This window comes from Cytobacillus sp. FSL K6-0129 (assembly GCF_038007625.1).
Taxonomy (GTDB): Bacteria; Bacillota; Bacilli; order Bacillales; family Cytobacillaceae; genus Cytobacillus; species Cytobacillus kochii.
The window spans coordinates 3,288,556-3,311,925 of record NZ_JBBOXM010000001.1 but is presented as its reverse complement, the minus strand read 5'-3'; the positions used below and the strand labels follow the sequence as shown (position 1 = coordinate 3,311,925).

At 38.2% G+C, this 23,370-nt stretch carries 21 protein-coding genes, 1 pseudogene and 2 riboswitches; of the genes and pseudogenes, 4 read left to right on the top strand and 18 right to left on the bottom strand.

The genetic code is table 11. From position 1 onward, the window contains the following. Positions 1 to 1,360: 1,360 nt before the first annotated feature. The 5 genes and pseudogenes from MHI57_RS16620 to MHI57_RS16600 form a co-directional block, all read right to left on the bottom strand. A complete protein-coding gene (locus MHI57_RS16620; RefSeq protein WP_095371028.1) occupies positions 1,361 to 1,600 on the bottom strand; it encodes a hypothetical protein in 240 nt (79 codons plus the stop codon). Between the two features lie 19 nt (positions 1,601 to 1,619). Continuing rightward, complete coding sequence (locus MHI57_RS16615) at positions 1,620 to 1,859, bottom strand: hypothetical protein (RefSeq protein WP_095371029.1); 240 nt, start codon at positions 1,857 to 1,859, stop codon at positions 1,620 to 1,622. Next, positions 1,849 to 3,336, bottom strand: coding sequence for a glycosyltransferase family 2 protein (locus MHI57_RS16610; protein WP_307315779.1), 1,488 nt, complete (start codon positions 3,334 to 3,336; stop codon positions 1,849 to 1,851). Before MHI57_RS16610 ends, MHI57_RS16615 begins: the two co-directional genes overlap by 11 nt. A 65-nt stretch (positions 3,337 to 3,401) precedes the next feature. Continuing rightward, on the bottom strand, positions 3,402 to 4,643 hold the full coding sequence (locus MHI57_RS16605; protein ID WP_322910328.1) for a nucleotide sugar dehydrogenase: 1,242 nt from the start codon (positions 4,641 to 4,643) through the stop codon (positions 3,402 to 3,404). Continuing rightward, a pseudogene (locus tag MHI57_RS16600) lies at positions 4,635 to 6,146 on the bottom strand (glycosyltransferase family 2 protein); the annotation flags it as partial. The gene MHI57_RS16605 and the pseudogene MHI57_RS16600, both read right to left, overlap by 9 nt. A 282-nt stretch (positions 6,147 to 6,428) precedes the next feature. On the opposite strand from MHI57_RS16600, the gene MHI57_RS16595 reads away from it, so the two are divergent. Together MHI57_RS16595 and metE are read left to right on the top strand one after the other, a co-directional pair. Next, a complete protein-coding gene (locus tag MHI57_RS16595) occupies positions 6,429 to 6,716 on the top strand; it encodes a DNA-binding protein (RefSeq protein WP_340977328.1) in 288 nt (95 codons plus the stop codon). Positions 6,717 to 6,790: 74 nt separating this feature from the next. Beyond that, positions 6,791 to 6,903, top strand: a riboswitch (SAM riboswitch). A 53-nt stretch (positions 6,904 to 6,956) separates the two neighbouring features. Then, a riboswitch (cobalamin riboswitch) is annotated at positions 6,957 to 7,136 on the top strand. Between the two features lie 148 nt (positions 7,137 to 7,284). Further along, positions 7,285 to 9,585, top strand: coding sequence for a 5-methyltetrahydropteroyltriglutamate--homocysteine S-methyltransferase (gene metE, locus MHI57_RS16590; RefSeq protein ID WP_340977326.1), 2,301 nt, complete (start codon positions 7,285 to 7,287; stop codon positions 9,583 to 9,585). Positions 9,586 to 9,605: 20 nt separating this feature from the next. On the opposite strand, the gene MHI57_RS16585 is transcribed toward metE, so the two are convergent. The 6 genes from MHI57_RS16585 to MHI57_RS16560 form a co-directional block, all read right to left on the bottom strand. Continuing rightward, positions 9,606 to 9,896 (bottom strand): hypothetical protein, encoded by a 291-nt coding sequence (locus tag MHI57_RS16585; protein WP_095371033.1) that lies wholly within the window; start codon positions 9,894 to 9,896, stop codon positions 9,606 to 9,608. Between the two features lie 260 nt (positions 9,897 to 10,156). Further along, positions 10,157 to 11,020 (bottom strand): anti sigma factor C-terminal domain-containing protein, encoded by an 864-nt coding sequence (locus MHI57_RS16580; protein ID WP_095371034.1) that lies wholly within the window; start codon positions 11,018 to 11,020, stop codon positions 10,157 to 10,159. Beyond that, a complete protein-coding gene (locus MHI57_RS16575) occupies positions 11,007 to 11,513 on the bottom strand; it encodes an RNA polymerase sigma factor (RefSeq protein ID WP_095371035.1) in 507 nt (168 codons plus the stop codon). Before MHI57_RS16575 ends, MHI57_RS16580 begins: the two co-directional genes overlap by 14 nt. Before the next feature lie 237 nt (positions 11,514 to 11,750). After that, positions 11,751 to 12,062 (bottom strand): hypothetical protein, encoded by a 312-nt coding sequence (locus MHI57_RS16570; RefSeq protein ID WP_233435324.1) that lies wholly within the window; start codon positions 12,060 to 12,062, stop codon positions 11,751 to 11,753. A 209-nt stretch (positions 12,063 to 12,271) separates the two neighbouring features. Further along, a complete protein-coding gene (gene tcuA, locus MHI57_RS16565) occupies positions 12,272 to 13,753 on the bottom strand; it encodes an FAD-dependent tricarballylate dehydrogenase TcuA (RefSeq protein ID WP_340977324.1) in 1,482 nt (493 codons plus the stop codon). Between the two features lie 98 nt (positions 13,754 to 13,851). Further along, a complete protein-coding gene (locus MHI57_RS16560) occupies positions 13,852 to 14,874 on the bottom strand; it encodes an AbrB family transcriptional regulator (protein WP_095371037.1) in 1,023 nt (340 codons plus the stop codon). A gap of 199 nt (positions 14,875 to 15,073) precedes the next feature. Here MHI57_RS16560 and MHI57_RS16555 point away from each other — a divergent pair, with 199 nt between their 5' ends. Beyond that, on the top strand, positions 15,074 to 15,937 hold the full coding sequence (locus MHI57_RS16555; protein ID WP_095371038.1) for a LysR family transcriptional regulator: 864 nt from the start codon (positions 15,074 to 15,076) through the stop codon (positions 15,935 to 15,937). A 227-nt stretch (positions 15,938 to 16,164) separates the two neighbouring features. On the opposite strand, the gene MHI57_RS16550 is transcribed toward MHI57_RS16555, so the two are convergent. The 7 genes from MHI57_RS16550 to MHI57_RS16520 form a co-directional block, all read right to left on the bottom strand. Next, positions 16,165 to 16,653 (bottom strand): GNAT family N-acetyltransferase, encoded by a 489-nt coding sequence (locus MHI57_RS16550; protein WP_095371040.1) that lies wholly within the window; start codon positions 16,651 to 16,653, stop codon positions 16,165 to 16,167. Positions 16,654 to 17,025: 372 nt separating this feature from the next. Beyond that, positions 17,026 to 17,709: an ABC transporter permease gene (locus MHI57_RS16545; RefSeq protein ID WP_095371048.1), complete on the bottom strand. Its 684-nt coding sequence runs from the start codon at positions 17,707 to 17,709 to the stop codon at positions 17,026 to 17,028. Beyond that, positions 17,702 to 18,625, bottom strand: coding sequence for an ABC transporter ATP-binding protein (locus MHI57_RS16540; RefSeq protein ID WP_340977320.1), 924 nt, complete (start codon positions 18,623 to 18,625; stop codon positions 17,702 to 17,704). Before MHI57_RS16540 ends, MHI57_RS16545 begins: the two co-directional genes overlap by 8 nt. Positions 18,626 to 18,761: 136 nt before the next feature. Beyond that, positions 18,762 to 19,697 carry a sensor histidine kinase gene (locus MHI57_RS16535; protein ID WP_322910236.1) on the bottom strand — a complete coding sequence of 312 codons (936 nt, stop codon included), beginning with the start codon at positions 19,695 to 19,697 and terminating at the stop codon, positions 18,762 to 18,764. A gap of 3 nt (positions 19,698 to 19,700) precedes the next feature. Continuing rightward, positions 19,701 to 20,396 (bottom strand): response regulator transcription factor, encoded by a 696-nt coding sequence (locus tag MHI57_RS16530; protein WP_307315804.1) that lies wholly within the window; start codon positions 20,394 to 20,396, stop codon positions 19,701 to 19,703. Positions 20,397 to 20,631: 235 nt separating this feature from the next. Next, positions 20,632 to 21,474: an aldo/keto reductase gene (locus MHI57_RS16525; protein ID WP_322910327.1), complete on the bottom strand. Its 843-nt coding sequence runs from the start codon at positions 21,472 to 21,474 to the stop codon at positions 20,632 to 20,634. Further along, positions 21,474 to 22,685, bottom strand: a complete 1,212-nt coding sequence (locus tag MHI57_RS16520) for an MFS transporter (protein WP_322910235.1) — start codon at positions 22,683 to 22,685, stop codon at positions 21,474 to 21,476. Before MHI57_RS16520 ends, MHI57_RS16525 begins: the two co-directional genes overlap by 1 nt. A 201-nt stretch (positions 22,686 to 22,886) precedes the next feature. Here MHI57_RS16520 and MHI57_RS16515 point away from each other — a divergent pair, with 201 nt between their 5' ends. Beyond that, positions 22,887 to 23,249, top strand: a complete 363-nt coding sequence (locus tag MHI57_RS16515) for a winged helix-turn-helix transcriptional regulator (RefSeq protein ID WP_095371054.1) — start codon at positions 22,887 to 22,889, stop codon at positions 23,247 to 23,249. Positions 23,250 to 23,370: the final 121 nt, after the last annotated feature.

Genomic DNA, 23,370 nt, shown 5'->3' with positions numbered 1-23,370 from the left:
GAAATTTCTGTTTGAGTTACTCGCAAATCAGTTTGTTAACCTCTCCTTTACAGATTCCCATTTGAGAGACTCGCAATTACAGTTTGCTTACCTCTCGTGAACAGATTCCTACTTGAGGGACTCGCAATCACAGTTTGATCACCTCTCATTAACAGGGGTTCCACTTGAGAGACTTGCAATCACAGTTTGCTCACCTCTCATTAACAGGGGTTCCACTTGAGAGACTTGCAATCACAGTTTGCTCACCTCTCGTGAACAGATTCCTACTTGAGGGACTCGCAATTACAGTTTGCTCACCTCTCGTGAACAGATTCCTACTTGAGGGACTTGCAATCACAGTTTGATCACCTCTCCTTTACAGATTCCCTCTTGAGGGACTTGCAATCACAGTTTGCTCACCTCTCCTTTACAGATTCCCTCTTGAGGGACTTGCAATCACAGTTTGATCACCTCTCCTTTACAGATTCCCATTTGAGGGACTCGCAATTACTGTTTGCTTACCTCTCGTGAACAGATTCCTACTTGAGGGACTCGCAATTACTGTTTGCTCACCTCTCGTGAACAGATTCCTACTTGAGGGACTTGCAATCACAGTTTGCTCACCTCTCCTTTACAGATTCCCTCTTGAGAGACTTGCAATCACAGTTTGCTCACTTCTCGTGAACAGATTCCTACTTGAGGGACTCGCAATTACAGTTTGCTTACCTCTCGTGAACAGATTCCTACTTGAGGGACTCGCAATTACAGTTTGATCACCTCTCCTTAACAGATTCCCTCTTGAGGGACTCGCAATTACAGTTTGATCACCTCTCCTTTACAGATTCCCTCTTAAGAGACTTGCAATCACAGTTTGCTCACCTCTCCTTTACAGATTCCCTCTTGAGAGACTTGCAATCACAGTTTGCTCACCTCTCCTTTACAGATTCCCTCTTGAGGGACTTGCAATCACAGTTTGCTTACCTCTGGTTAACTCATTTCCGTTTGTATGACTCGTAATTTATGCATACTTGGCTCTCGTTAGCCAATTTCAGCCTGAATGAAGAGCAAAAATTCAACATCTCTGAGGATGGTGCACAAAATTGATTTTTCCCTTTTCTATCTCTCTCCAATTGAGAAGGGCTTAAAGGTGAGATATCCCCTCCTATTCGACGGTGTCTCTTTTTTCCCGTTATCAACATATATTAGCATCCCAAGAGCGACTGTTTTCCTTTTTTCCCGCAGTTCTTAAACCGACTTTGACCGACTAGACAAGAGTTTCTCTCTATTCCTCCTCACTCTTAAACACATCCACATCCATCTTTTTTATGTATAAAAAGAACCTCACACCAAAATGGTATCAGGTTCCGTACTCCTTATTTGTTCAAGAATAACCTGGCAAAGATAAACTGACGAGTTGTGCATCTGCACGCAGGGAGTCTCTTAAGGTTGTTTCCACACAGGCAACTAGTGGAATCGTGATGATAATGATGCCATTTTCGAATTCAAACTCAAGACCTGGGCAGACCTCATCGCATTGCACTTCCGTTTCTGCTCTTCCTGTTCTCGTATTTACTATGATCTTCAAACAAATATCAAAACAACTTTTATGACTACATGCCATTTCCATTCACTCCTTGTGTTTATTGATAGCCTGGTAAAGATAAGCTTGTTAGCTCTGCACTTGCACTTAAATCATCTTTTAATGTCGTCTCCACACACGCTACAAGTGGTAAAGTGATTTGAATGACACCATTTTCAAATTCGAACTCGATACCACCGCAAGCATCATCGCACTCAACGGACGTTTCTGCCCTTCTGTTATTCGTATTTACCACCAATTTTAGACACACATCAAAACAACTTTCATCTTTACAAGCCATTCTTTTTCTCTCCTTTTTTTTGTAAATTCCCTAAATATATCATCGCCTCTAAATGATCACCGACGATGACTGAAGTAGTGGGGGCTAGACATCCTTTTCGATTAGCATAATGAGTATGCGGGCGAAAGCGATTGATTTTATCCACTTCAACATGGTGTACATTTTCGACTACACAATGATTAACAAGTAACTTTACGTAAGCTAATACAGGATTAGCTAGTGACCCAACACCGACTTTTTCAATACTTTTCCTACTCAAGGCATGGGGGACAGCAACAGTGGAACCCACACCTAAATCAGCTCGATTACATGCTACATTTATTGCGTATTTACAGGCAGTAACTAAGTGAAGTGGCCAGTGCTGTTTTAAGCTAGCATTGAGGTCATTTACTGCAACATCAACGCCCCTCTCTACAGCCTGTACAAATGGCTGTAAGTCTTCCATCGCGATGACAAAATCGCCATCAACAAATAACAAAATCTCTCCGGTGGCAAAGTGGGCACCTATCGCTCTACCAGTATCTAAACCTAGTTTTTCAGCAAACTGAATAACCGTTGCCCCTGCATCATATGCATGAACCGCTGTCTGATCATTTGACCCATTCACTACAACGATGATTTCTAACGGACCTAATCGCATACACTCCTCAATTACTGCCTTAATTCGTGCTTGTTCATTTTGAGCTGGGATGATAACTGATAACTGGGATAAGGGGTTGTTGGCATGGTCATTTTTTCTAATAGTTGGCTGATGGCCCTGGATAACAGAATCTAGTACATCTAATCTTCTTTCACCATCAGAAAACTTTGATCGGCTATTAGGCGGGAATCTTTGTGTGTAAGCTTGTAAATAATCGTCTATTCTTCTCCTGTCATCTTTCCTATCCCACACTTGATTTTGCAGCTGAAAGATATTACGAATAGGAAGCTGATGTGACAATACATAGCCTTGTTGAACTAATTTCACATGTGCTTCAACAGGATTGCTAAGCGTATCAATACCAATAGTATCTACTGCTTTTCTAGAGAGTCCATAAGGGACGAACACGATTTGGTCTATTTTTAAATCCGAACGATGGATAAAAGCATTGGTTATTTGCGGGAAAATAGTAGAAGGAATGTGGCGGTGTTTTTTTTGAAATTCATAGTCCATATTATTGAGAACAGCGTCCGCGCTATTGTCCATCAGAGGTTGTAAAAATTGCTGGAGCGTTGGTACCGTAATATGTTGGTTGAGATCTAAAAATAACATACATGATCTTGTTGCCTTTTTTGCCCCGATGACATGTGCTTCGTAGACATGTTGCCAAGCATCATTTACTACGAGACGAAACGGATCAACATTTAGTAATTTATGGGCAACAAAGATTAGCTCAACATTTGTGATAGATTGATAGGTCTGGATTAACTTACTCACATACTGATTACTCGCATCCCGACTAATAGGAACAATCAAAGATAAACACGAACCATCCAAAAAGCATCGTCTCCTTACATCTTTAAGTGGCATCACCCCCTTACAAGGAATATAGTATCGCTTGTTCATTTCCCTGTTTTTAATACATGCCTCGTATCAATGATATTTTCTACTTTCGATAAAAGTTTATAATCCAAATTACTATGGTCCGTAAGAAGCAGGGTTAATTGATACTTTGATAATGTCTCGTTTGTTAACGGAACAGATTGATAGCTTTTATTTTCAAGAACAACTGTTGGTACATAAGGATCGTGATAGTCTACCTGATAACCTTTTTGCAAGAGTTCGTTAAAAATTGTTAAAGCTGGGGATTCACGGACATCGTTCACATCCCTTTTATACGCTAGGCCAACAACAAGGATTGCCCCGGTCTCCCCTGCTAATTCAGCTTCTACTTTTTTGACGATTTTTTGAGGCATCGTATCATTAATTTCTCTTGCTGCTGCTACGAGCTGACTGCTTAAGCCGTATTGATTGAGCTTCCATTGTAAATATATCGGATCAACAGGGATACAATGTCCACCTATTCCCGGACCAGGCCAATAAGGAGTAAATCCAAATGGCTTTGTCGCAGCTGCCTGCAGGGCTTCATAAAAATCAATGTCTAATCGTTCACATAGCTCGTCCAACTCATTCACTAGTGAAATATTGACTAATCGCTGTGTATTTTCAAATAACTTAGCTAACTCTGCAACTTTCGGCGAGCTTACTGGCACAACTTCAGCAAAATACTTTGCATAAAACTGATCAATTTTCGCAAGAGAGCTCTCTGTTTGACCACTAATTACTTTTGGGATAGAGGCTAACGTATATTGCTTATTTGCAGGATCAATTCTCTCGGGTGAATAACATAAGTAGTAGTCTTCACCAGCTTTAAAGTGATGGCGTGTGAATATAGGCTCAATCACCTCTTCTACTGTTCCCGGATAAGTAGAGCTTTCATAAATAATCGTTTGTCCCGTCTGTAAATATTGGCAAAGATAGTTAGTAACGGCAATCATCGCTCTTAAATCCGGTTCATGATGTTCGTCAATTGGGGTTGGAACTGTGACGATGATATACTCAGCGGCTTTAAGCAAAGCTATAGCTGCATCCGTATGTTTTGGAATGAAATTTAGAACCGCTTGCAACTCTTCATCTTTTACATCAGGAATATAACTGCTCCCTTGCTGTAATAACTCAATCTTATGAGTATCTTGATCGATGCCCGTTACATGACAGCCCTTTTTTGCTAAGTGGAGAGCCAGTGGGAGACCAACATAGCCGAGACCAATAACAGCAACTCTATCTATTTGACCTTGGAGCATGTCCCATTTTCGATTGCCATCTGTATAACCGCATCTCTGATTGAACGATAGTAAATATGAAAATGCTTCAATGTGGTCACCTAGAATCCGGTCAGTTGATTCGACCCGACCATCGGCTTGCCTGTGATGCTGTTTTCTAATTTTATTTGGCTTGACGACATCGACATAATGAATGGATTCGACTTTAAATCCTTTTAGAATTGCCTTTGCTTGAAATAACGGTGGAGACATTAATGTGAGGATACCAATCTCGTCAATCACTTTCCTGCTCATTGCATGTGGAATAGCAGTGAGAGAATTAACGGTGAGGTCCTCTCTTTTCAGTGCCATATTCAGAAGGTACTTAGCAGCACTCACAGAATGCAACGGATGGGCACGGTCGAGCAATATTTCTAAATCATTTAAAGCAATATCTGCCCCTTCTTCTACAGCATGTATAAAAGGGGTTAAATCTTCTGCTTTGATAACAAAATCACTATCTAAGAACAAACAGATATCTCCTGTACTGTGAAGCGCACCAATCGCTCTTGGAATGTTATGTCCGAGTGCCTGGTCAAACGCAATCACTTTCACACCTGACTTTTCTACCTTTTCCTTTGTTCGTTCATCTGCTCCATTTAACACAACAATGATTTCATCAATGCCTGCCTTCTTTACCTCAGCAATCACTTCAGCAATCGTATCCGGCTCCTTCCCTACAGGAATAATCGCACTATACTTCGCTCGTTTCTCTTCCTTTACCGAAAAGGCTTGTACATATTCCTTAAAAGATTGCCGATTTCGCCTGCCATCGTTTAAACCACCGCGATATCCTCTCTCTTCAATCAGTTGGGCCACTGCACGTAAATGGTCACCAATTATTAAACTTGTTGAAAATGAAAAAGAGGAGCCCGTAATCTTCTGTTGATGTTTCGGTCGAATCTTATTTGTAGCAATCACATCAATGGCTACTGGTGCACTCATCTTTAATTCTTTCATCACAGCTATACTATGAGCTAATGGCGGACAAGCTAAATTCTCCCAACCAATTGTATCAAGCGCTGATTTTTTCATCACATGAGGAACAGCGACTAAGGAATTAACGGATAACTCACCTTTACCTAAAAAATGATTAAGAGAGAACTTTGATACTGCTGTCGGATGTGGTCTAATGGGGCGCTTCATTGTCCAGCTTAAATCATTTAGGGCAATATCAGCCCCATCCCGAATGCCATCAAGCAGTGCTTGTAGCTCCTGAGCTCTAACGACAATATCACCATCAATAAAAAGAAGCGTATCCCCTTTTGCCTCCCTTGCACCAATTGCTCGTCCAATATCCACCCCTAGAGGTTCTTTATAAACAAGCTTTCTACATTCAAATGCTTCCGCTATTTTCTCCGATCCATCTGTTGAACCATTCAAAACAGCGATGATTTCATATGGCTCAATCTTCACTAACTCTTCTAAAACGGCTGACAACGTAGATTCTTCATTCTGAATGGGAATAATAACAGATAGATTCATAACACTTCACTTCTCTCCTTCAGCAAAATTAATAGTCTCCTTTGTGCTAACTATAGCCTTTTCCATCACAAACCCGAGAAAAACACTAAGTAATATCAATATATACAGCTTGGCCAATTTTGTTCTCGGACAAGTATACAATCTATGAAAGATGGTGCGATAGACAGGGTAGATTGGTTTAATTATGGGGGCATTGATCCGATTCGGCACTAAAAAATATATTATTACTATTCGTTAGGAGATGTTAAAGTAGATATATATGTATTTAAGGGGGAGTACAAATTGGAATTCGAGTTGAATTTTATTTGGATTGCCGTCGGTTTAGCATTACTTGGCTATTTCATAGGCAATGGGTTGAAGCAATTTAGTAGTAAAAATGAAGGTAATATGAATCATTTACTTGTGGAGCAAAGCCACCTTCATCTTTACTTTTATTTAAGTGAAGCAGACATGAAGGATCTATTACAGAAGCATTCTCACGCACCAAAAGTCATTCTTAATGGCAAGCATTATTACCATCTACATAAATTTCGCAAGTGGCTTGAATCTGATGATATATATCACTCATGAAGAATTTATTTTGACAGCTTCCATTTATTATGCTAATCTATCTGTAAAATTCAAAATATTATAAATATGTAATTCTCTTATTCAGAGAGGTGGAGGGACTGGCCCGATGAAACCCAGCAACCTTTAACAATTATTTGTTAAAAAGGTGCTAATTCCTGCAAAGTGTAATAGCTTTGGCAAATAAGAGAGGATAAAGACCTCTCTATTTTTAATTAGAGAGGTCTTTTGTATTTTCAAAACTTAATAACAAAGGCAACAGATGCATGATTGCTTAAAAGGGAAGCCCGGTGGAATGCCGGCACGGTCCCGCCACTGTGAAGGAGAGCGACTTATCATTGACCACTATTTCATAATAGAAATGGGAAGGGATAACGAGCGATAATCCGAAGTCAGGAGACCTGTCTGTTGTTTGCACTTAGACTCTACGGATGCATAGAGAGGAGTGATGAATACGTGTTGAGCAAATCAAATGGTCTCAACTCTAGTTAATATTGCGTATGAATCTCTCATTTAATAATAAATAGAGAGATTTTTTGTTGAGAAAATACAATCTAAAGGAGTGTTTAAATTGACTGAAGTAAAAAGTTCAAATGTAGGTTATCCAAGAATTGGCGAGAAGCGGGAGTGGAAGAAAGCTCTAGAACAATTTTGGAGTGGTAAGTTGAATAAAGAGACTTTTCTGCAACAAATGGAAGTCATTCGTTTATCCTCTCTCGAGAAGCAAAAACAACTTGGCGTTGATCTCATCCCGGTTGGCGATTTCACACTGTATGATCATGTCCTTGATACAGCTGTGATGTTTGGACTTGTTCCTGAGCGTTTTACATACAGAGGTGGGAAAGTTGATATCGAAACGTATTTTGATATTGCCAGAGGGAACAAAGATGCCGTGGCAGCTGAAATGACCAAATGGTTTAATACAAACTATCACTACATCGTGCCAGAACTCAACAACCTCACGCCAACACTTGCTGAAAACCGGCCACTTGCCTTTTATAAAGAAGGAAAAGAGAAGCTTGAAATCGACGGGAAACCGGTTATCTTGGGCCCGATTACGTTTGTGAAATTATCAAAAGGCTATAAAGAAAGTGAATTCAAATCAATCGTCAATCAATTCGTTCCTCTTTATGTACAAATTTTAAAAGAATTACAGCAAGAAGGTGCCTTGTGGGTACAAATCGATGAACCTATTTTAGCAACTACCCTCACAGAAGAAGACATCTCACTCTATCAAGCAGTTTACCAAACATTACACCAGGCAGCACCACAGATAAATATCATTTTACAAACGTATTTTGAAAGCATCACTTATTATGAAGCTGTTACCTCATTACCTGTGCAAGCGATCGGCCTTGATTTTGTCCATGATGCAGGTCAAAACCTCGCTTCCTTACAAAAATTCGGCTTCCCAAGTGATAAAGTATTAGCTGCAGGTGTCATCGATGGCCGTAATATCTGGGGCGCTAAACTTGATAATAAGCTCTCTCTTCTAGAAGAAATTACAGCAATTGTTCCGAAAGATCGCTTAATCATCCAGCCTTCATCCAGCTTATTGCATGTACCCGTTACAGTCAAAATTGAAGAAACACTAGATCATACATTAAAGACCGCACTCGCCTTTGCTGATGAAAAATTACAAGAAATCGTAGTGCTAACGAAAGGAATAAGAGAAGGAAAAGAGCAAATCCAAGATGAGATAAACGAGAGACGAACTGCTATCGAGGCACTAAATCAATCTTCTATTAGAAACAATCAACAAGTACAAACAGCCATTCAAAACTTACCATCATCACTAGCAGAGCGCGAAGCACCTTATTCTGTTCGTCAAGCAACACAAAAAACAGCCTTCCAACTACCACTCCTACCTACAACAACGATTGGAAGCTTCCCACAAACACAGGAAGTGAGAAGAAATCGTTTAAAATGGCGTAAAGGAGAGTTAACTGCTACTGACTATCAAACATATATCAAAACGGAAATTAAAAAGTGGATTGATATTCAAGAAGAGCTAGGCCTTGATGTGTTTGTTCATGGCGAATTCGAGCGCACAGATATGGTCGAATACTTCGGTGAAAAATTAGCCGGATTCCAATTCACAAAATTCGGTTGGGTGCAGTCTTATGGCTCTCGTTGTGTCAAACCACCACTCATTTATGGAGATGTCTCATTTGAACAGCCAATGACAGTTGCAGAAACAGTCTATGCCCAGTCCTTAACAGATCACCCGGTAAAAGGTATGCTCACTGGTCCGATTACGATTTTAAACTGGTCATTTGTCCGCGACGATATCCCTCGTTACGAAGTCGCAAACCAAATTGCCCTTGCCCTTCGAGAAGAAGTAGAAGCACTAGAAGCAAATGGTATCCGGATGATTCAAGTAGACGAACCAGCCATTCGTGAAGGATTACCACTCAAACAAGAGAAGTGGGAAGATTATCTGAACGCTGCTGTTTATGCTTTTAGACTAGCCACCACTTCTGTCAGAAATGAAACACAAATTCATACGCATATGTGCTACTCCGATTTCGAAGACATTATCTCAAGCATTAAAGCACTCGACGCTGATGTCATCTCCATTGAAACATCAAGAAGCCACGGCGAACTCATTCACTCATTTGAAGAAAGCACCTACGAACAAGGTATCGGCTTAGGTGTATATGACATTCACAGCCCTCGGGTGCCACAACTCGACGAACTAACGAAAAACATCGACCGTGCCTTACAAGTACTAGACCCACAACTTTTCTGGATTAACCCTGACTGCGGCCTCAAAACAAGAGGCATGGACGAAACCGTCGCAGCCCTAACAGTCATGGTGCAAGCTGCCAAACTCTCGCGGGAAAAATTACTTGTAAAAAAAGGCGAATAAACAAACAGAAATCCGAACGATTATACATTCGTTCGGATTTCCTCGTTTAATAGTACAGTGTTTAGTTTCTTATCCATCTTCTTCTGATAAGAACCATGGTTAAATCTCTTTTCGTTAAATTCACCAATCACATTCCGTACCCGGACATTATGGATGATTAAGTTGCGATAAATCTCATTCTGCAAATAAGCATTAAACCAACTATAATCCTTTAACTTCCGCAGATTATTCGTCACATCTGCTTGCGTGACTTGTGTAATAAAAGGGGCGAAAGAAATAATACTTATCATATTTAGGAACAGCTTTTTCATAGTGGGTGCATCCTCTCTTATTTATTCACATTACTGTTGGTTGGGTATTTGTACCTTTTCGTTTACCAAATCAGAGATGATACTACGTCAAAACCAGTTCACATCCGCACTCAAAAAACGAACACCACTAAAATCAAAACGACGAGGAGAAGCTCTAGACCATTTGCGGCCTCATCTTGCTTATTTTCATTAATTTTCTTCCGATATAACCTTTGTATCTTTCATTTGTAATTGTTATTCATACGAGTACCCCTTTTATCCTAATATTTATCAATCGTTACCCCTAAAACAGATGCCCTAATGATACTTATATCTCTAAACCTTTCCAACTCCTCTGGTGTGCCGCTTATCATGGCTCCACTAATTAGCGTTTCTGATTCATCGTTATAATAAGGATCGTCTTCTGAAACACCATATCCATAAGCGTTATCACCATTCAACACATGATGCAGGTCAGGATCTCCTTCTGTTGGTTTCGGTGTGTGCTCATTAACCCATAACCAGTCGATATTCTCCACACCCATGATATTACCCAATTCTTTAAGAGTCATCGGTTCATCAAATGATATTGCTACTTCTACTAATGTGTTTTTGTCGAGTCCTACAGCTATATCAATTTCCTGAGGTAAATAACTGTAGTTGATTCGAGGGTAATAAAAATCAACAATACGCTCATTATTCATTTGGTTGTACCGAACAACCCTTTTAGTTTCTTCATCTACCTTATTTCCTTCAGTTAAACCGCTCTCTCGACTAACAAGCTTTATTCTACCTATCGCTGGATATTCATTTGTCTCTTTATTCCAAACAAATTGTCTTCCTCCAATTTCCTTAAAATAGACCGTCTCACCAATGGCGCTAAAGAGATTATAATGAAAGGTAGTATTATGGCTGATAATACCTGCTCCTTTCGACCAACTGTTTAAATCCTCATCCATACCACTTTCTATTTTTTTATTGATAAGATATTGAACACCACTAAAAACTAAGAAGATTAAAATAAGAACGGATATCGTAGAAATTAAAAAATATAAGCCAAATTGCTTCCATCTTGCCTTTCTTACTGAACGCCGGAATAGTGAATCACTAATAAAATCCATTTCATCCTTTTTATGATTCGTCATCACGTGCCTCCTCCAAACACTTCAATAATTTCTTTCGAGCGCGGTATAAATTAATCTTCACAGCGCCAATGCTTATCCCCAAAATGATAGCTATCTCCTCATATGTGAAATTTGATTGATATTTTAATAGTAGAATCTCTGCATAAAAAGGTTTTAACTGATTGAGTATACTAGACAATTCTCTCGCACGTTCTTTTGAGATAACTAGCGCCTCGGGGGTTTCCGTACTTTCCGGCTCACCACTATGTTCATCTAAATTAAAGTGGTATTTCTTATTTTTGCGACATTGGTCATAATGGTAATTCAATGCCACACGAATTAACCAACTTCGTACCTTTGATGAACGAATCGTGTCAGATAATTTGATATACTTAAGCGCTGTTTCTTGCACAGCATCTTGAGCATCTATGTGGGGTACCCCTTTTTTTAATAAATATTTATAAACAATATTTAACTCTCTATTCAAGACATCGATATTCAACGCTTCTCTCATATCCCTCCTCCTATGCTTATAAGACGAAACAGATAGTAGTAATGTTAACAAAATTCTAAAATTAATATTAATATCTAGCATAATAATGTTTCAAACCATAATAAAATAACCACAGCATGAGCTTAAACTGTGGTCTCGATAATTAGCACTCTTTTATATGGTGATAAATTATATTTTATATAGTGTTCACTAAAGTAAGACTAAAACAGGATATCAATCAACAGCATTAGTCTCCCCTTACCCCATTTCTGCAAAATAGCCAAATAATATAAAGAAAACGATCGCTAAGATGAATAAGGTAATAATATAAAAAATCAGTAGGATTCTTGCAAGAAACCCGTTAAAGCGATTATACAATTCGTTAGCAGTTAGTTCCGTTAAAGCAAAGAAAGGTATGGATAAAATCATCAGAAACACAAAATCCTCTGTTATCCAGCTGTAAAATTTTCCACCAGCTCTACTACTAAAAAAATACAAAATGGCTAGGAACATATTAATAATTAAGAAGAATCCTAGCATGCTGAATAAGACCGCGATAAAACCTATCATACTATCTGATTTACACCTCACAGGAAATTTACTCATAAAACTTCTAGAAATAGATATCTTCATTATATTACCATTATTTACATTTATATAAAAAACATAATTTATTAAAGAGCAGGAAAGTAAAAATCAAAACCAGCGTAAGCGAACTGTCAGCACACTACACTACAAAAAAACACACAAGGTAACGAGAATACCTTGTGTGAAAGGAGTTATTTTACTTTCTGAGCATGGCGCGAAGCCGCTGCACCAGCTAATTTACCAAAGACGGCGCCAGACATCAAGCCTGAACCACCGGGATAATTCTCGTAGAAGATACCGCCAATCATTTCTCCAGCAGCATATAAACCTTCGATTTTTTCATTTACTTGATTGACTACTTCTCCTTCGATTGTTGTCGCTAATCCCCAAAATGAGAACGTAATCCCGCAAGTCACAGGATAGGCATAGAATGGGCCTTCACTTATGGTTTGTGCCCAGTTAGATTTGGCTGGGGTAATGCCTTTTGTCGATTTACCGTCCTTTTCTGAAGGATTGAATTCACCTTCTTGAACCGCTGCATTATAGTCAAAAATGGTTTGTAGGAATTGTTCTTTATTTATATCTAATTGATCTGCAAGCACTTCAAGTGTAGCTGCTTCAATGACGGTCGCTTCTTCTAAATCATACTCCGCACGTAAGATTGGGCGAACTTTAGCATCATAAATTTGGTAGGCTATATTTTTCGGTTGCTTTAATATTTCTTTACCATATTTTGCATAGGTGTAGTTACGGAAATCGGCTCCCTCGTCTACAAAACGGTGACCTTCCACATTGACCATCACGCTATAAGGGTAAGAATGCTTTTTGAAAATATCACCTGGTTTTTGGAAATCACCTACTCGTGGGGCATTGGCATCTGTTCCAATGGCATGACAGCCATTCCGTTGACCAAACGTTTGCGCACCGATTGATACCGCCATATCAATCCCATCACCCGTGTTAAACTCAGTCCCTCTAACGATTGCTTCGTTCCACTCCATTCCTAATGCTTCCGCACGTTTCTTTTTGTCCGCTTCTATACTTCCACATGCTAAAACAACACTTTCACATTGAATCGTTTGCAGTTGCTCTTTTGTTTGCACTTCAATCGCCACCACTGCCTCATTTTCCGTGACAATATTCGTGGCTGCACTTTCATACCAAATTTCAATTCCCAACTCTTCACAGCGATGAAATAAGCTGCGCATTAAGCCGATTCCTTTATCAACGGTTTTAACTGGTAAACCGCCCCAGAAATGAACCTTTCCTTCTTTTTCAAAAGATTGGTTCGCATAGTTCAACTCAAATACGACACCTTGTGTTTTCATCCACTCAATCGTTGGTAAGGATTGATCAACTAATTGATGAATCAACTCAGGTTTACTTTGATTTTTTGAAACTCTCATAATATCATTATAGAAATCTTCTGTGCTGTATTCAGGCATATCAATTTTATTAATCGTGTCCTGATCTAAATCAATCACTTTCGTAATAGCATCTAAGTTTTGATAAGCTACACGAATGGCGCCGTCAGTAAAAAATGAATTACCACCACGCTTTTCAATTGGTCCTTTCTCTAATACGAGTACCGAACTCCCTTGCTCTTTTGCAGATATCGCTGCACATAATGCCGCATTTCCCGCCCCAACAATTACTACGTCATATTTAGCCATCAAACATATCCCCTTTATTCGTTGATAGATTAACTATAAGAAATGATTAGAAATAAATAAAATACATAATTTTTAAACACATCCATAAAAATTTTTTATCACTTGAATATCTTCCACTTTAATACAGGTAGAATAACTATATAAATGAATAGCATGCGGAATAATTGAAAAATCGTTACCTGTGTAGCATCTGCTTGTAATGCGGTAGCGATGAGCCCCATTTGATCCATTCCACCTGGAGCTGTGCTTAAATAGCTGGTGGCAAAATCCATATCAAATAATAAAACCATTCCCTCTGCAATTATAAAGGTGATGATTAACAGTAATATTGCACTACTAATCCCTCCTATTAATACGCGAACGGGTAATCGTAAAGATTTCGGATGTAACAGTAATCCAATGTACGCACCGATACAAAGCTGTGCTATATGCAACAGGTGACTATCCATTGGGGCTAAATCTACTTTAAATAGACTTAATAGCAAACCCATAAGGACAGGCGTTAAAAAATGTGGCACCGGCAATCTTAATTTTTTCCCAATTGGCAAAAACAGAAGTCCCAATAGGATTAGACCGATATTATGCAGAACATTGTTTGAACTTTGTATGACTGATTCCGGCGCCTCTCCAGTTAGGGAAACAATAATCGGAATAAGCCCAACAACAAACAGAACACGAATGACATGAAAAAACGTTACTATAGCTACGTTAATATTCTCTTGTTCCTCTGCAAAAATAACTAATTGAGATAACCCACCGGGAATACTAGCTGTTATCGCTGTCGCAAATGGTATTTTTGCCCATATTTTCAAAAGATAGGCTAATCCAAAGCAACATACACTTAAAGAAATATTGAGCATGAGCATAAAAAGTAAAGTGTCTTTCATCGAGACTAATATATTAAGAGTAAAAAGCTGACCAATTGCCGTCCCTACTATAAGTAGCCCAATATTTCGCATCATAACGGGCCACTTCATAGGTATTTTCCATATCAGTTGTGTGAGCAATACGCCAAATAACGAGCCTAGCATCCACGGCATAGGAAAGGAGAGTAATTGAAAAATGCCTACACCAACTATCGCTACAATCACCACTGTGGCAATAGGAAGAATTGCGCGCATTAAATCCCCTCCAAAGATTAAACACTACTACCTCCAGTAATTACGCCTACTAAATCAAAAACAACAGCCGTAAAAAAACTCTCCAGATTCAAATTTATTTTTCCTTTTACAGAATATATGATATATTCCAATGAATAAAATAAATAAATTTCAGCGACACCGATAAAAAATTTTTATATCAATGCGGAAGGAAATTGCTATGAACCTTAATGATTGCCACCTATTAATTGATTTGTACAAGACGAAGAATATTACACACACTGCTAATAATTTGTATACATCGCAGCCTGCTCTCACCTATCGTATTAAACAGCTCGAAAAAAAATATGAAATTGAGTTGATTGTACGAGGGTCAAAAGGAATTGACTTTACAGAAGAGGGGCGGATTCTTTATGAACATGCAGAACAAACCTTACATAACGAAAGATTACTCGTAGATCAACTAGCTAATCTAGCTGAAGAAATAAAGGGCACGATCTCAATCGGCGCTTCTGGTTTGTTCGCGCTACACCACCTCCCCAGAATATTGAATGCCTTTAAAGAGCTTTACCCTAATATAAATATACAACTGAAAACGGGATGGAGCAGCGAAATGAAAGAAGCACTCAATGCGGAAGAAATCCATTTAGCCATTATCCGCGGTAATTACTCCCTAAATGCAAAGAAATGTACACTATGTAATGAAGAATTATTTATCGTATCAAAAAATCCGTTTCAAAAAGAAGATATCCCTCACCTACCATTTATAACTTATAAAACAGATCCACCCTTAAGTCTCATAATTGATAAATGGTGGCGTACCAATTTTCAAAAGCCTGTACATCCAAGTATCGAAACTGATCAAGCCGCTACATGCAAAGAGATGGTAAAGTATAACGTTGGTATCGCCGTACTACCCGGTATCAGTATCGAAGGTGAAGAAGACTTATACACCATCTCATTAAATGACTTTGGAGAAGACATTTATTACCGAGAAACCAGTCTCTTCTATAACCCATTCGTCGAAAACTTACGTCATGTTAAATTATTTATAGATTTTTTAAAGAGTCATTATAATGTGTAAATTGCTGAGGAGGGGGCCAATCGTTAGCGTTTGGCTCGTCTTTAAAGCGTCTGATAAATACTATTAAAATCTTTTTTTGACCACTAAAAACGGATTTATTTTGGCCTGAATTCACATTTTTTAACGTCCGATAAAAATTCAGGGTAGTAGTCGCCTTCCTAAAGAAAAATGCTATCGTCTGCTGTATCGTTTGATCTTTCATTTTCAAACTGTCTGTACCTTAACATTTATACTTTAAATGTTTGAATCAAGCATAGCTCATCGTCAATCATATCTTGCTTTTCTTCGTATGGAATATTGAACTCTTTATATATTTTTCTCCAGAAAGATACTGCAGTTCTATTTTCAATCAGTTCAATGACGTAATACTTTCCTTGTTTCTTATGAAATATCTCTTTAATAGCCCGCGTACTATTTCCTTTCCCTCTGTATTTATTAAGCAAGAAAATATCATTCACTGCAAAATCATACTCTTTCCTTAGAAACGGACGCTCTAATAAAAGGATAAACCCTATAATACGCTCGTCTATCAAGATGAAATATGGGGATAGCCCATCTACTTCCCAAAACTGATCAAACCCCTCGTATTCAAAGATACCGTCTGGCCCAATATCCAGTGTTGATGTGTATCTTGAAAGGTCATGAAGGTACAGGGAGTAAAGGTTTATTAAGATATTCTTTTCTGATTTTAATACTTCTCTAAGCGCCACAGGCATTATATAAGCTCCTCCTTTTTAATCTACCTATTAGCCCCCATAAGGGCTGGGACATATATACTTCAGCGAAAGCTGTATCGAATGAATAGGAACATCTATCTTTTATTCATTCGGATTACTTTATCGATTATATACAAATATTAAAAGACTAGTGTAATGGAGCGGAAGACACTCGACTCTTGCGGGAAGTAGAGGGAAAGCTGAGATCCCGCAAGCAATGCTGAGGAGGCTCAAGGTTTCCTCCCCGCGGAAAGCGAGTGTACAAGAGCGCAATGGAACGGACTCATTTTTGCAACTGATGTTTTAAAGATTACCATTTGTTATTGTTCGTTTCCTGAAATCATTTAGTTATCTCCCATACCATCAAAAAAATTAAACATCCCCCACTCTATCAACCATCTTAATTGAAAGAAAAATGCTAACCGCTCCCAAAAGACATAGACCTGCGTTCACAAGATCAGAATTGAGATTTATATTAAGAAGAGAAGAAAAGTTTTGAAATTGCATAAGGAACATGGCACAAATGACAGTTGGAATCGTTGCTCTTTTCCAAATCCCAAAGAAAAAGAGGGGAATTAAACTAATTAGTGTAATGAAAAAAGAATGAATGATCATCTTACTAGCATATGAAGTAATATCTACAACGGTTGGTTGCCCATTAATGATATGGAACAGATGATCAAGAAGATACGTGACGATACCTGACAACAGAAAGGATACGAGTGTACAGAGAAAAACTGCGAGTGAGATAAAAAGCACTTTTGCGATAATTAACTTTTTCCGACTAATTGGATAGCCGAATGAAAGAGAGAACGTTTTGTTCTTATACTCATCTATAACCACCTGATTAATAAGAGAAGCTCCAAATAGCACCCAGCCCATCTGTATGGCCAAAATCAATTGAATAATTGTCGCATAACTTCGCCCGAAGTCAGCGCTTACCATTTTAATAAAGAAAATCGGCATAAACATAAGAATACCCGCATAAATAATGATCTCACCCATCACCATTTTTTGCTTTAGTTTCCTCCACTCCAGCTCCATTAATTTAAACATGCTGTTCACCTCCATGGATAATTTGATAGAAATAATCTTCCAGTGTACTCGTATGTTTTTGTATCTCTTCTATATCAATCTGATGAAGAATTAATGCCTTTGAGATCTCACTTGGGGACAAGGTTAAATCATATATGCGAATTCTATTGTCTTCTATAATCTTCATATTAGTAATACGAAGTTCGTACTCTAGCAAATACACTGATTTTTCTACATTCGATGTCACAATCTCAATATATTCCGTTTGCTGCTTCCTAATATCAGCCAAAGTGACTTCATTCACTAATTGACCATCCCTAATCACACCTATTCTATCAACAACCTGTTCCATTTCCCCTAAAATATGACTAGAAAGGAGAAAAGTCATGCCATATTCTTTATTTAACATGCGAATTAAATCTCTCATATCTTTTATACCAATGGGATCAAGACCATTGGTAGGTTCATCGAGAACAATCAGTTCCGGCTTTGTTATGATGGCTCTGCCAATCCCCAATCTCTGCTTCATCCCAAGGGAAAAATCCTTCACTTTTTTCCCTTCAATTCCTTTTAAATGAACCATATCTAAAGCTTGCGTAATGGCTTTTTGATCATAAAACCCTAAATATTCACAGTGAAGCTGTAGATTCTCTCTCGCTGTTAAATGCTCATAAAAGAGCGGATATTCAATAATACTACCCACACGCTTCAACCCAGACTTCTTATTTTCTGTAAGCCTTTCACCAAATAACGCAATCTCTCCTGAAGAAGGATGAATTAATCCCGTGAGCATTTTCATGATCGTCGTTTTCCCAGCCCCATTTTGTCCGAGAAATCCGTATATTTCTCCTTTTTTAATATGAAGATTTACATTAGTTACAAGCACCTTACCTTTGACCTTTTTCGTTAAGCCATTGGTTTGCACGACGTAATTCATTGTCTTAACCTCCTTTATGATTGTTACTTCTAGCTTAAGCAAAGAAAGTATCTTTTTTCTTTCTCATTTCTTACATATTTCTTAAGTTTGAATAAAAAAAGAGCCGTTCCAACAGAACACCCCTTTTCGCGAAGTCTTAATATGTCATTTGTTTAAACCTACAAGTAAAAGTCGTCTTCTCAAATGGTTGGCTACTCACGTGCAGCGTACCATTCATTGCTTCTGTTAATCGTTTCGAAATACTTAAACCCAATCCACTGCCTTGAAATTGAGGGTTTCTAGCATCATCTAATGTATATAGTCGTTCAAACACCCGGTCCTGGTGTACCTCTGCAATCCCTTTCCCCTTATCCCAAACCTCTACGGCAATGGTTTCCCCATCTCCTCGAAGGGTGAGACCTAATACGCCCCCATCATTTCCATATCGAATCGCATTCGAGATAAGATTACTTAGCACCCGGTTAATTGCCTCTTCATTACCAAGAATATAAAAATTCCGCTCTGGAATGTCTATCTCTACCTGAAATCCTTTTGATACAAGCAAATCATAAAACTCTAATACATTCTTTCTACAAATCTCATTAAGTGAAACCTTACTCAACGGCATGAGGTAATCATCGGATTCTAGTTTAACAAGATCAAAGGATTGATTAAGTAAAGAAACGAGACTCATTACTTTTTCGTGCAAGCGTAAAATGACGATTTCTTTTTCGTCCTTAGCCATCGTTTTATCCAGCTTTATTTTTTCTACATAACCTAAAATAACTGTTAGTGGTGTTTTCAAATCATGTGACATATTGGCTATCATTTTCCTTAAACTATCTTTTGTTTTGGCGTAATCGGCAAATACTTTTTGATTGTTATCAAGCATTCGGTTGATTTGAATAAGTAAAAGTTGAATGGCCTCTTGATCTGTTTGGAGTAACACTTTTTCAGCTGTCTGTTGTTCGATAATATTTGTTAACTTATCACTGATTTCATTTATATGTTGCTTTGTTTTTTTAAGAGAATAATATTGCCATCCATTCATTACAATTAAAATGGCCATGATAACAATTAAAGTAACCATCATAGACTATTCACCTAATTTATATCCGATTCCCCAAATGGTTCGAATATACTTTGGATGAGACGGATTCTCTTCTATTTTTTCTCGTAACCTTCTTATATGAACATTGATTACATTTTCATTGCCGTAATAATCATCTTCCCAAATAAAATGGTATATTTGTTCCTTTGTAAACACTCGATTTTGATTGGTCATAAACAGCTTTAAAATATGGAATTCCTTAGAAGTAAGCTGCACAACCTTATCTTTCATTTGTACAGAAAAGGTATGTAAATCGAGGGATAATTCCTTAAAATGAATGTTATGAGATATAGCTGGAGTCCCCGCAGGACGATATTGCGTTGCCCTACGAATAGCCGCATGGACCCTCGCCGTTAGTTCGATCATTGAAATCGGTTTGCTTATATAATCATCGGCACCAAAGCCTAATCCTAACGCCTTGTCTAAGTCACTATCCTTCGCTGAAATAATCAACACAGGCATTAAACTCTCTTCTCTGATGCGTTTTAAAACATCCATACCACTTAACTGCGGAAGCATTAAATCCAACAAGATTAAGTCAAAGTCCTCCTTATGGAAAAGGGATAAAGCTTCCTCCCCATCAAATGCGGTAAATACCTCGAAACTCTCCTGTCTCAAAATATCTGTTATTAATTCACTAATCTCCCTGTCGTCTTCCACAAGAAGAATACGCTTTTGCATACTTCCACATCCAATCCTTTGTACTAACCATGCAATGAATCAATCACCTTTAACTCTCCCTTTATTTCTATAAAGGGGGCATAATTCCTTCTAAAATATATAACTGATGGTATAAAAAAAGACTGATGATTTTCATTCGTTAGTCTCATTTGAAATAAAAGCTGATTGCCTCTCTCATTCAGGACACATGAAAAAGTGTAGGGAAAGTATGCATCCCTACACTACAAGTTCTTTATTAAAAATCAAAATTGTCTGGGTCTGGCCCTACACGAAGATTCTGATTTAATCCATCAATGATTTGCATCTCTTCTATCGTTAATTCAAAATCAAACACATTTGCATTTTCTACAATTCGATGCTCTTTTGTTGATTTTGGAATGGTGACAATCCCGTTCTGTAAATCCCAACGCAAAATAATTTGCGCAACAGACTTATGATGCTTGTTTGCGATCTCCTGTAACACTTTATTATCTAGTAATTGTCCTTGCATTAATGGTGACCATGCTTCCAGCTGAATCCCATTGTCTTGACAAAATACTTGTAACTCTTTTTGCGATATCCTTGGATGGCATTCTACTTGATTGACCATCGGTTTAATTTCAGCATCCTTCATTAGTTCTTCCAGATGATGAGTTTGAAAGTTACTCACTCCAATGGCTTTTACACGACCTTCTTTATAAAGCGTTTCTAAAGCTCTCCAAGCATCCTTATATTTCCCTTCAACCGGCCAATGGATCAAATATAAATCTAAATACGCTAAACCAAGCTTCTCTAAGCTTGCTTCATAAGCAGCGATTGTTGATTCATACCCTAAATCAGCATTCCAAACTTTAGAAGTGACAAATAGCTCTTCTCTAGAAATCCCTGCATCTCTTATACCTTTTCGGATACCTTCACCTACACCTACTTCATTCTCATAAATTGCTGCGGTATCCACGCTGCGGTATCCATGGTTAATCGCTGACTTTACTGCGTTTACTAATTCAGAACCTTCTTCCACTTTAAAAACACCTAATCCAAACCAAGGCATCTTTACACCGTTATGCAAAGTAGTTGTATCTTGTAAATGTTTGACCATCATCTTTCAACCTCCAAAGTGATATTATTTTCTTGATCTTTTCGTTCCAAAGCTCTGCTAAACCCCGTTAAAACGGCTGCCACTAAAACCATAAGCGCTCCAATCCAAGATGTATGAATCAGTCCAATCGAGTCCGTAATCATACCACCTAAGTAAGAGCCAATGGCGATACCAGCATTAAATGCTGCAATATTGATGGCAGATGCGACATCCACTGCACTCGGAACAAAGCGCTCTGCCAACATCACCACATAGACTTGTAAACCCGGCACATTCATAAATGCTAATAATCCCATTAGAAAAATCGTTATCAATCCAGCCACTTTAAAAGGTGCTGTAAACATCAAAATAAATAACACAACCGCCTGTACAATAAACATATAGAACAATGCGCGGATAGGATTTTGATTCGATAACTTCCCGCCAACCATATTCCCAATTGCAATCGCTATGCCATAAACCAATAAAATGATTGCTACAGTTCCTTCTTCAAATCCAGTGATATCTTGAAGCAATGGCGATAAGAAGGTAAACACGACGAATGTTCCACCATAACCTAGTGCTGTAATGATAAATAAGAGCAATAACCGGCCATTTTTCACAAGTTTCAGTTGATCACGAAAGGATGTTTTGACCCCTTTTCGTAAATGTGATGGAACGAGAATACTATTAGCAATTAAAGCAATAACACCAATAATGACAATCGTCATAAACGCTGCTCTCCACCCTAATTGTTGACCGATAAAGGTGCCAAATGGAACACCTGTAACAGTAGCGACCGTCAGACCCGTAAACATAATGGAAATCGCACTCGCTCTTCGATTTTCAGGAACTAAATCAGCAGCGATTGTCGACCCGATTGACATGAAGACCCCATGGGAAAATGCTGAGATCACACGTGCAACGAGTAATAAACCTATAGTCGTTGAAAAGGCAGCAAGCGTATTCCCGATTATAAAAACAATCATAATCCAAAGTAATAAAGTCTTGCGGGACATTCGCGATGTCAAAGATGTCAAAACAGGGGCACCAAATGTTACCCCTAAGGCATATAAAGAAACCGTTAACCCTGCAGTAGTTACCGGAATACTTAAATCATTTGCAATAAGGGGTAATAAACCAACACTGATAAATTCAGTCGTCCCGATTGCAAAGGCACTTACTGCCAAAGTAAGCAAGGCCATTGTGCTTTGCTTTCTGCTTAGATTCATATATTCTTCACCTTTTTTCTTTTATATAAATGGAAAATTTCCTTTTCGAACATAATAATTTTAAAGGAAAGTATAGTTTCAATCCGCCGGCAAATGTTATTATGATACATATAGAATACAAAGAGAAGTACGCACTTTAAAGTAATATAGATACAAAAAAGTAATATAGGTACTTTTTAGTTCCTAAGGAGGGAAACAAGAATGGAGAAGAAGAAATACAATATTTCTGTTGAAGCAACTTTAGAAGTCATCGGAGGAAAGTGGAAATGTGTAATCCTTTGTCATCTCACACATGGCAAAAAGCGAACAAGCGAATTAAAGCGTCTCATGCCTAACATCACACAAAAGATGCTTACCCAACAGCTACGCGAGCTTGAAGAGGATGGTGTCATCAATCGTATCGTGTACAATCAAGTTCCACCAAAAGTAGAATACGAACTCAGCGAATACGGACAAAGCTTAGAAGGGATCTTAACTTCATTATGTGCCTGGGGAGAGAACCATTTGACCAAGCTATATGGGGATAAATTCTCGGTATTAGAAGAAAGTATATTGAACGAATAGGATAAGTAATAAATTGGCTGAAAACAGGACATTTTTATAGAGGTAATAGCTAAACTCCAAACATAGCAGGGAAGCTTCAATGGCATACCCTCTGAAGCTTCTCCCTCTCTTAATAAATTTG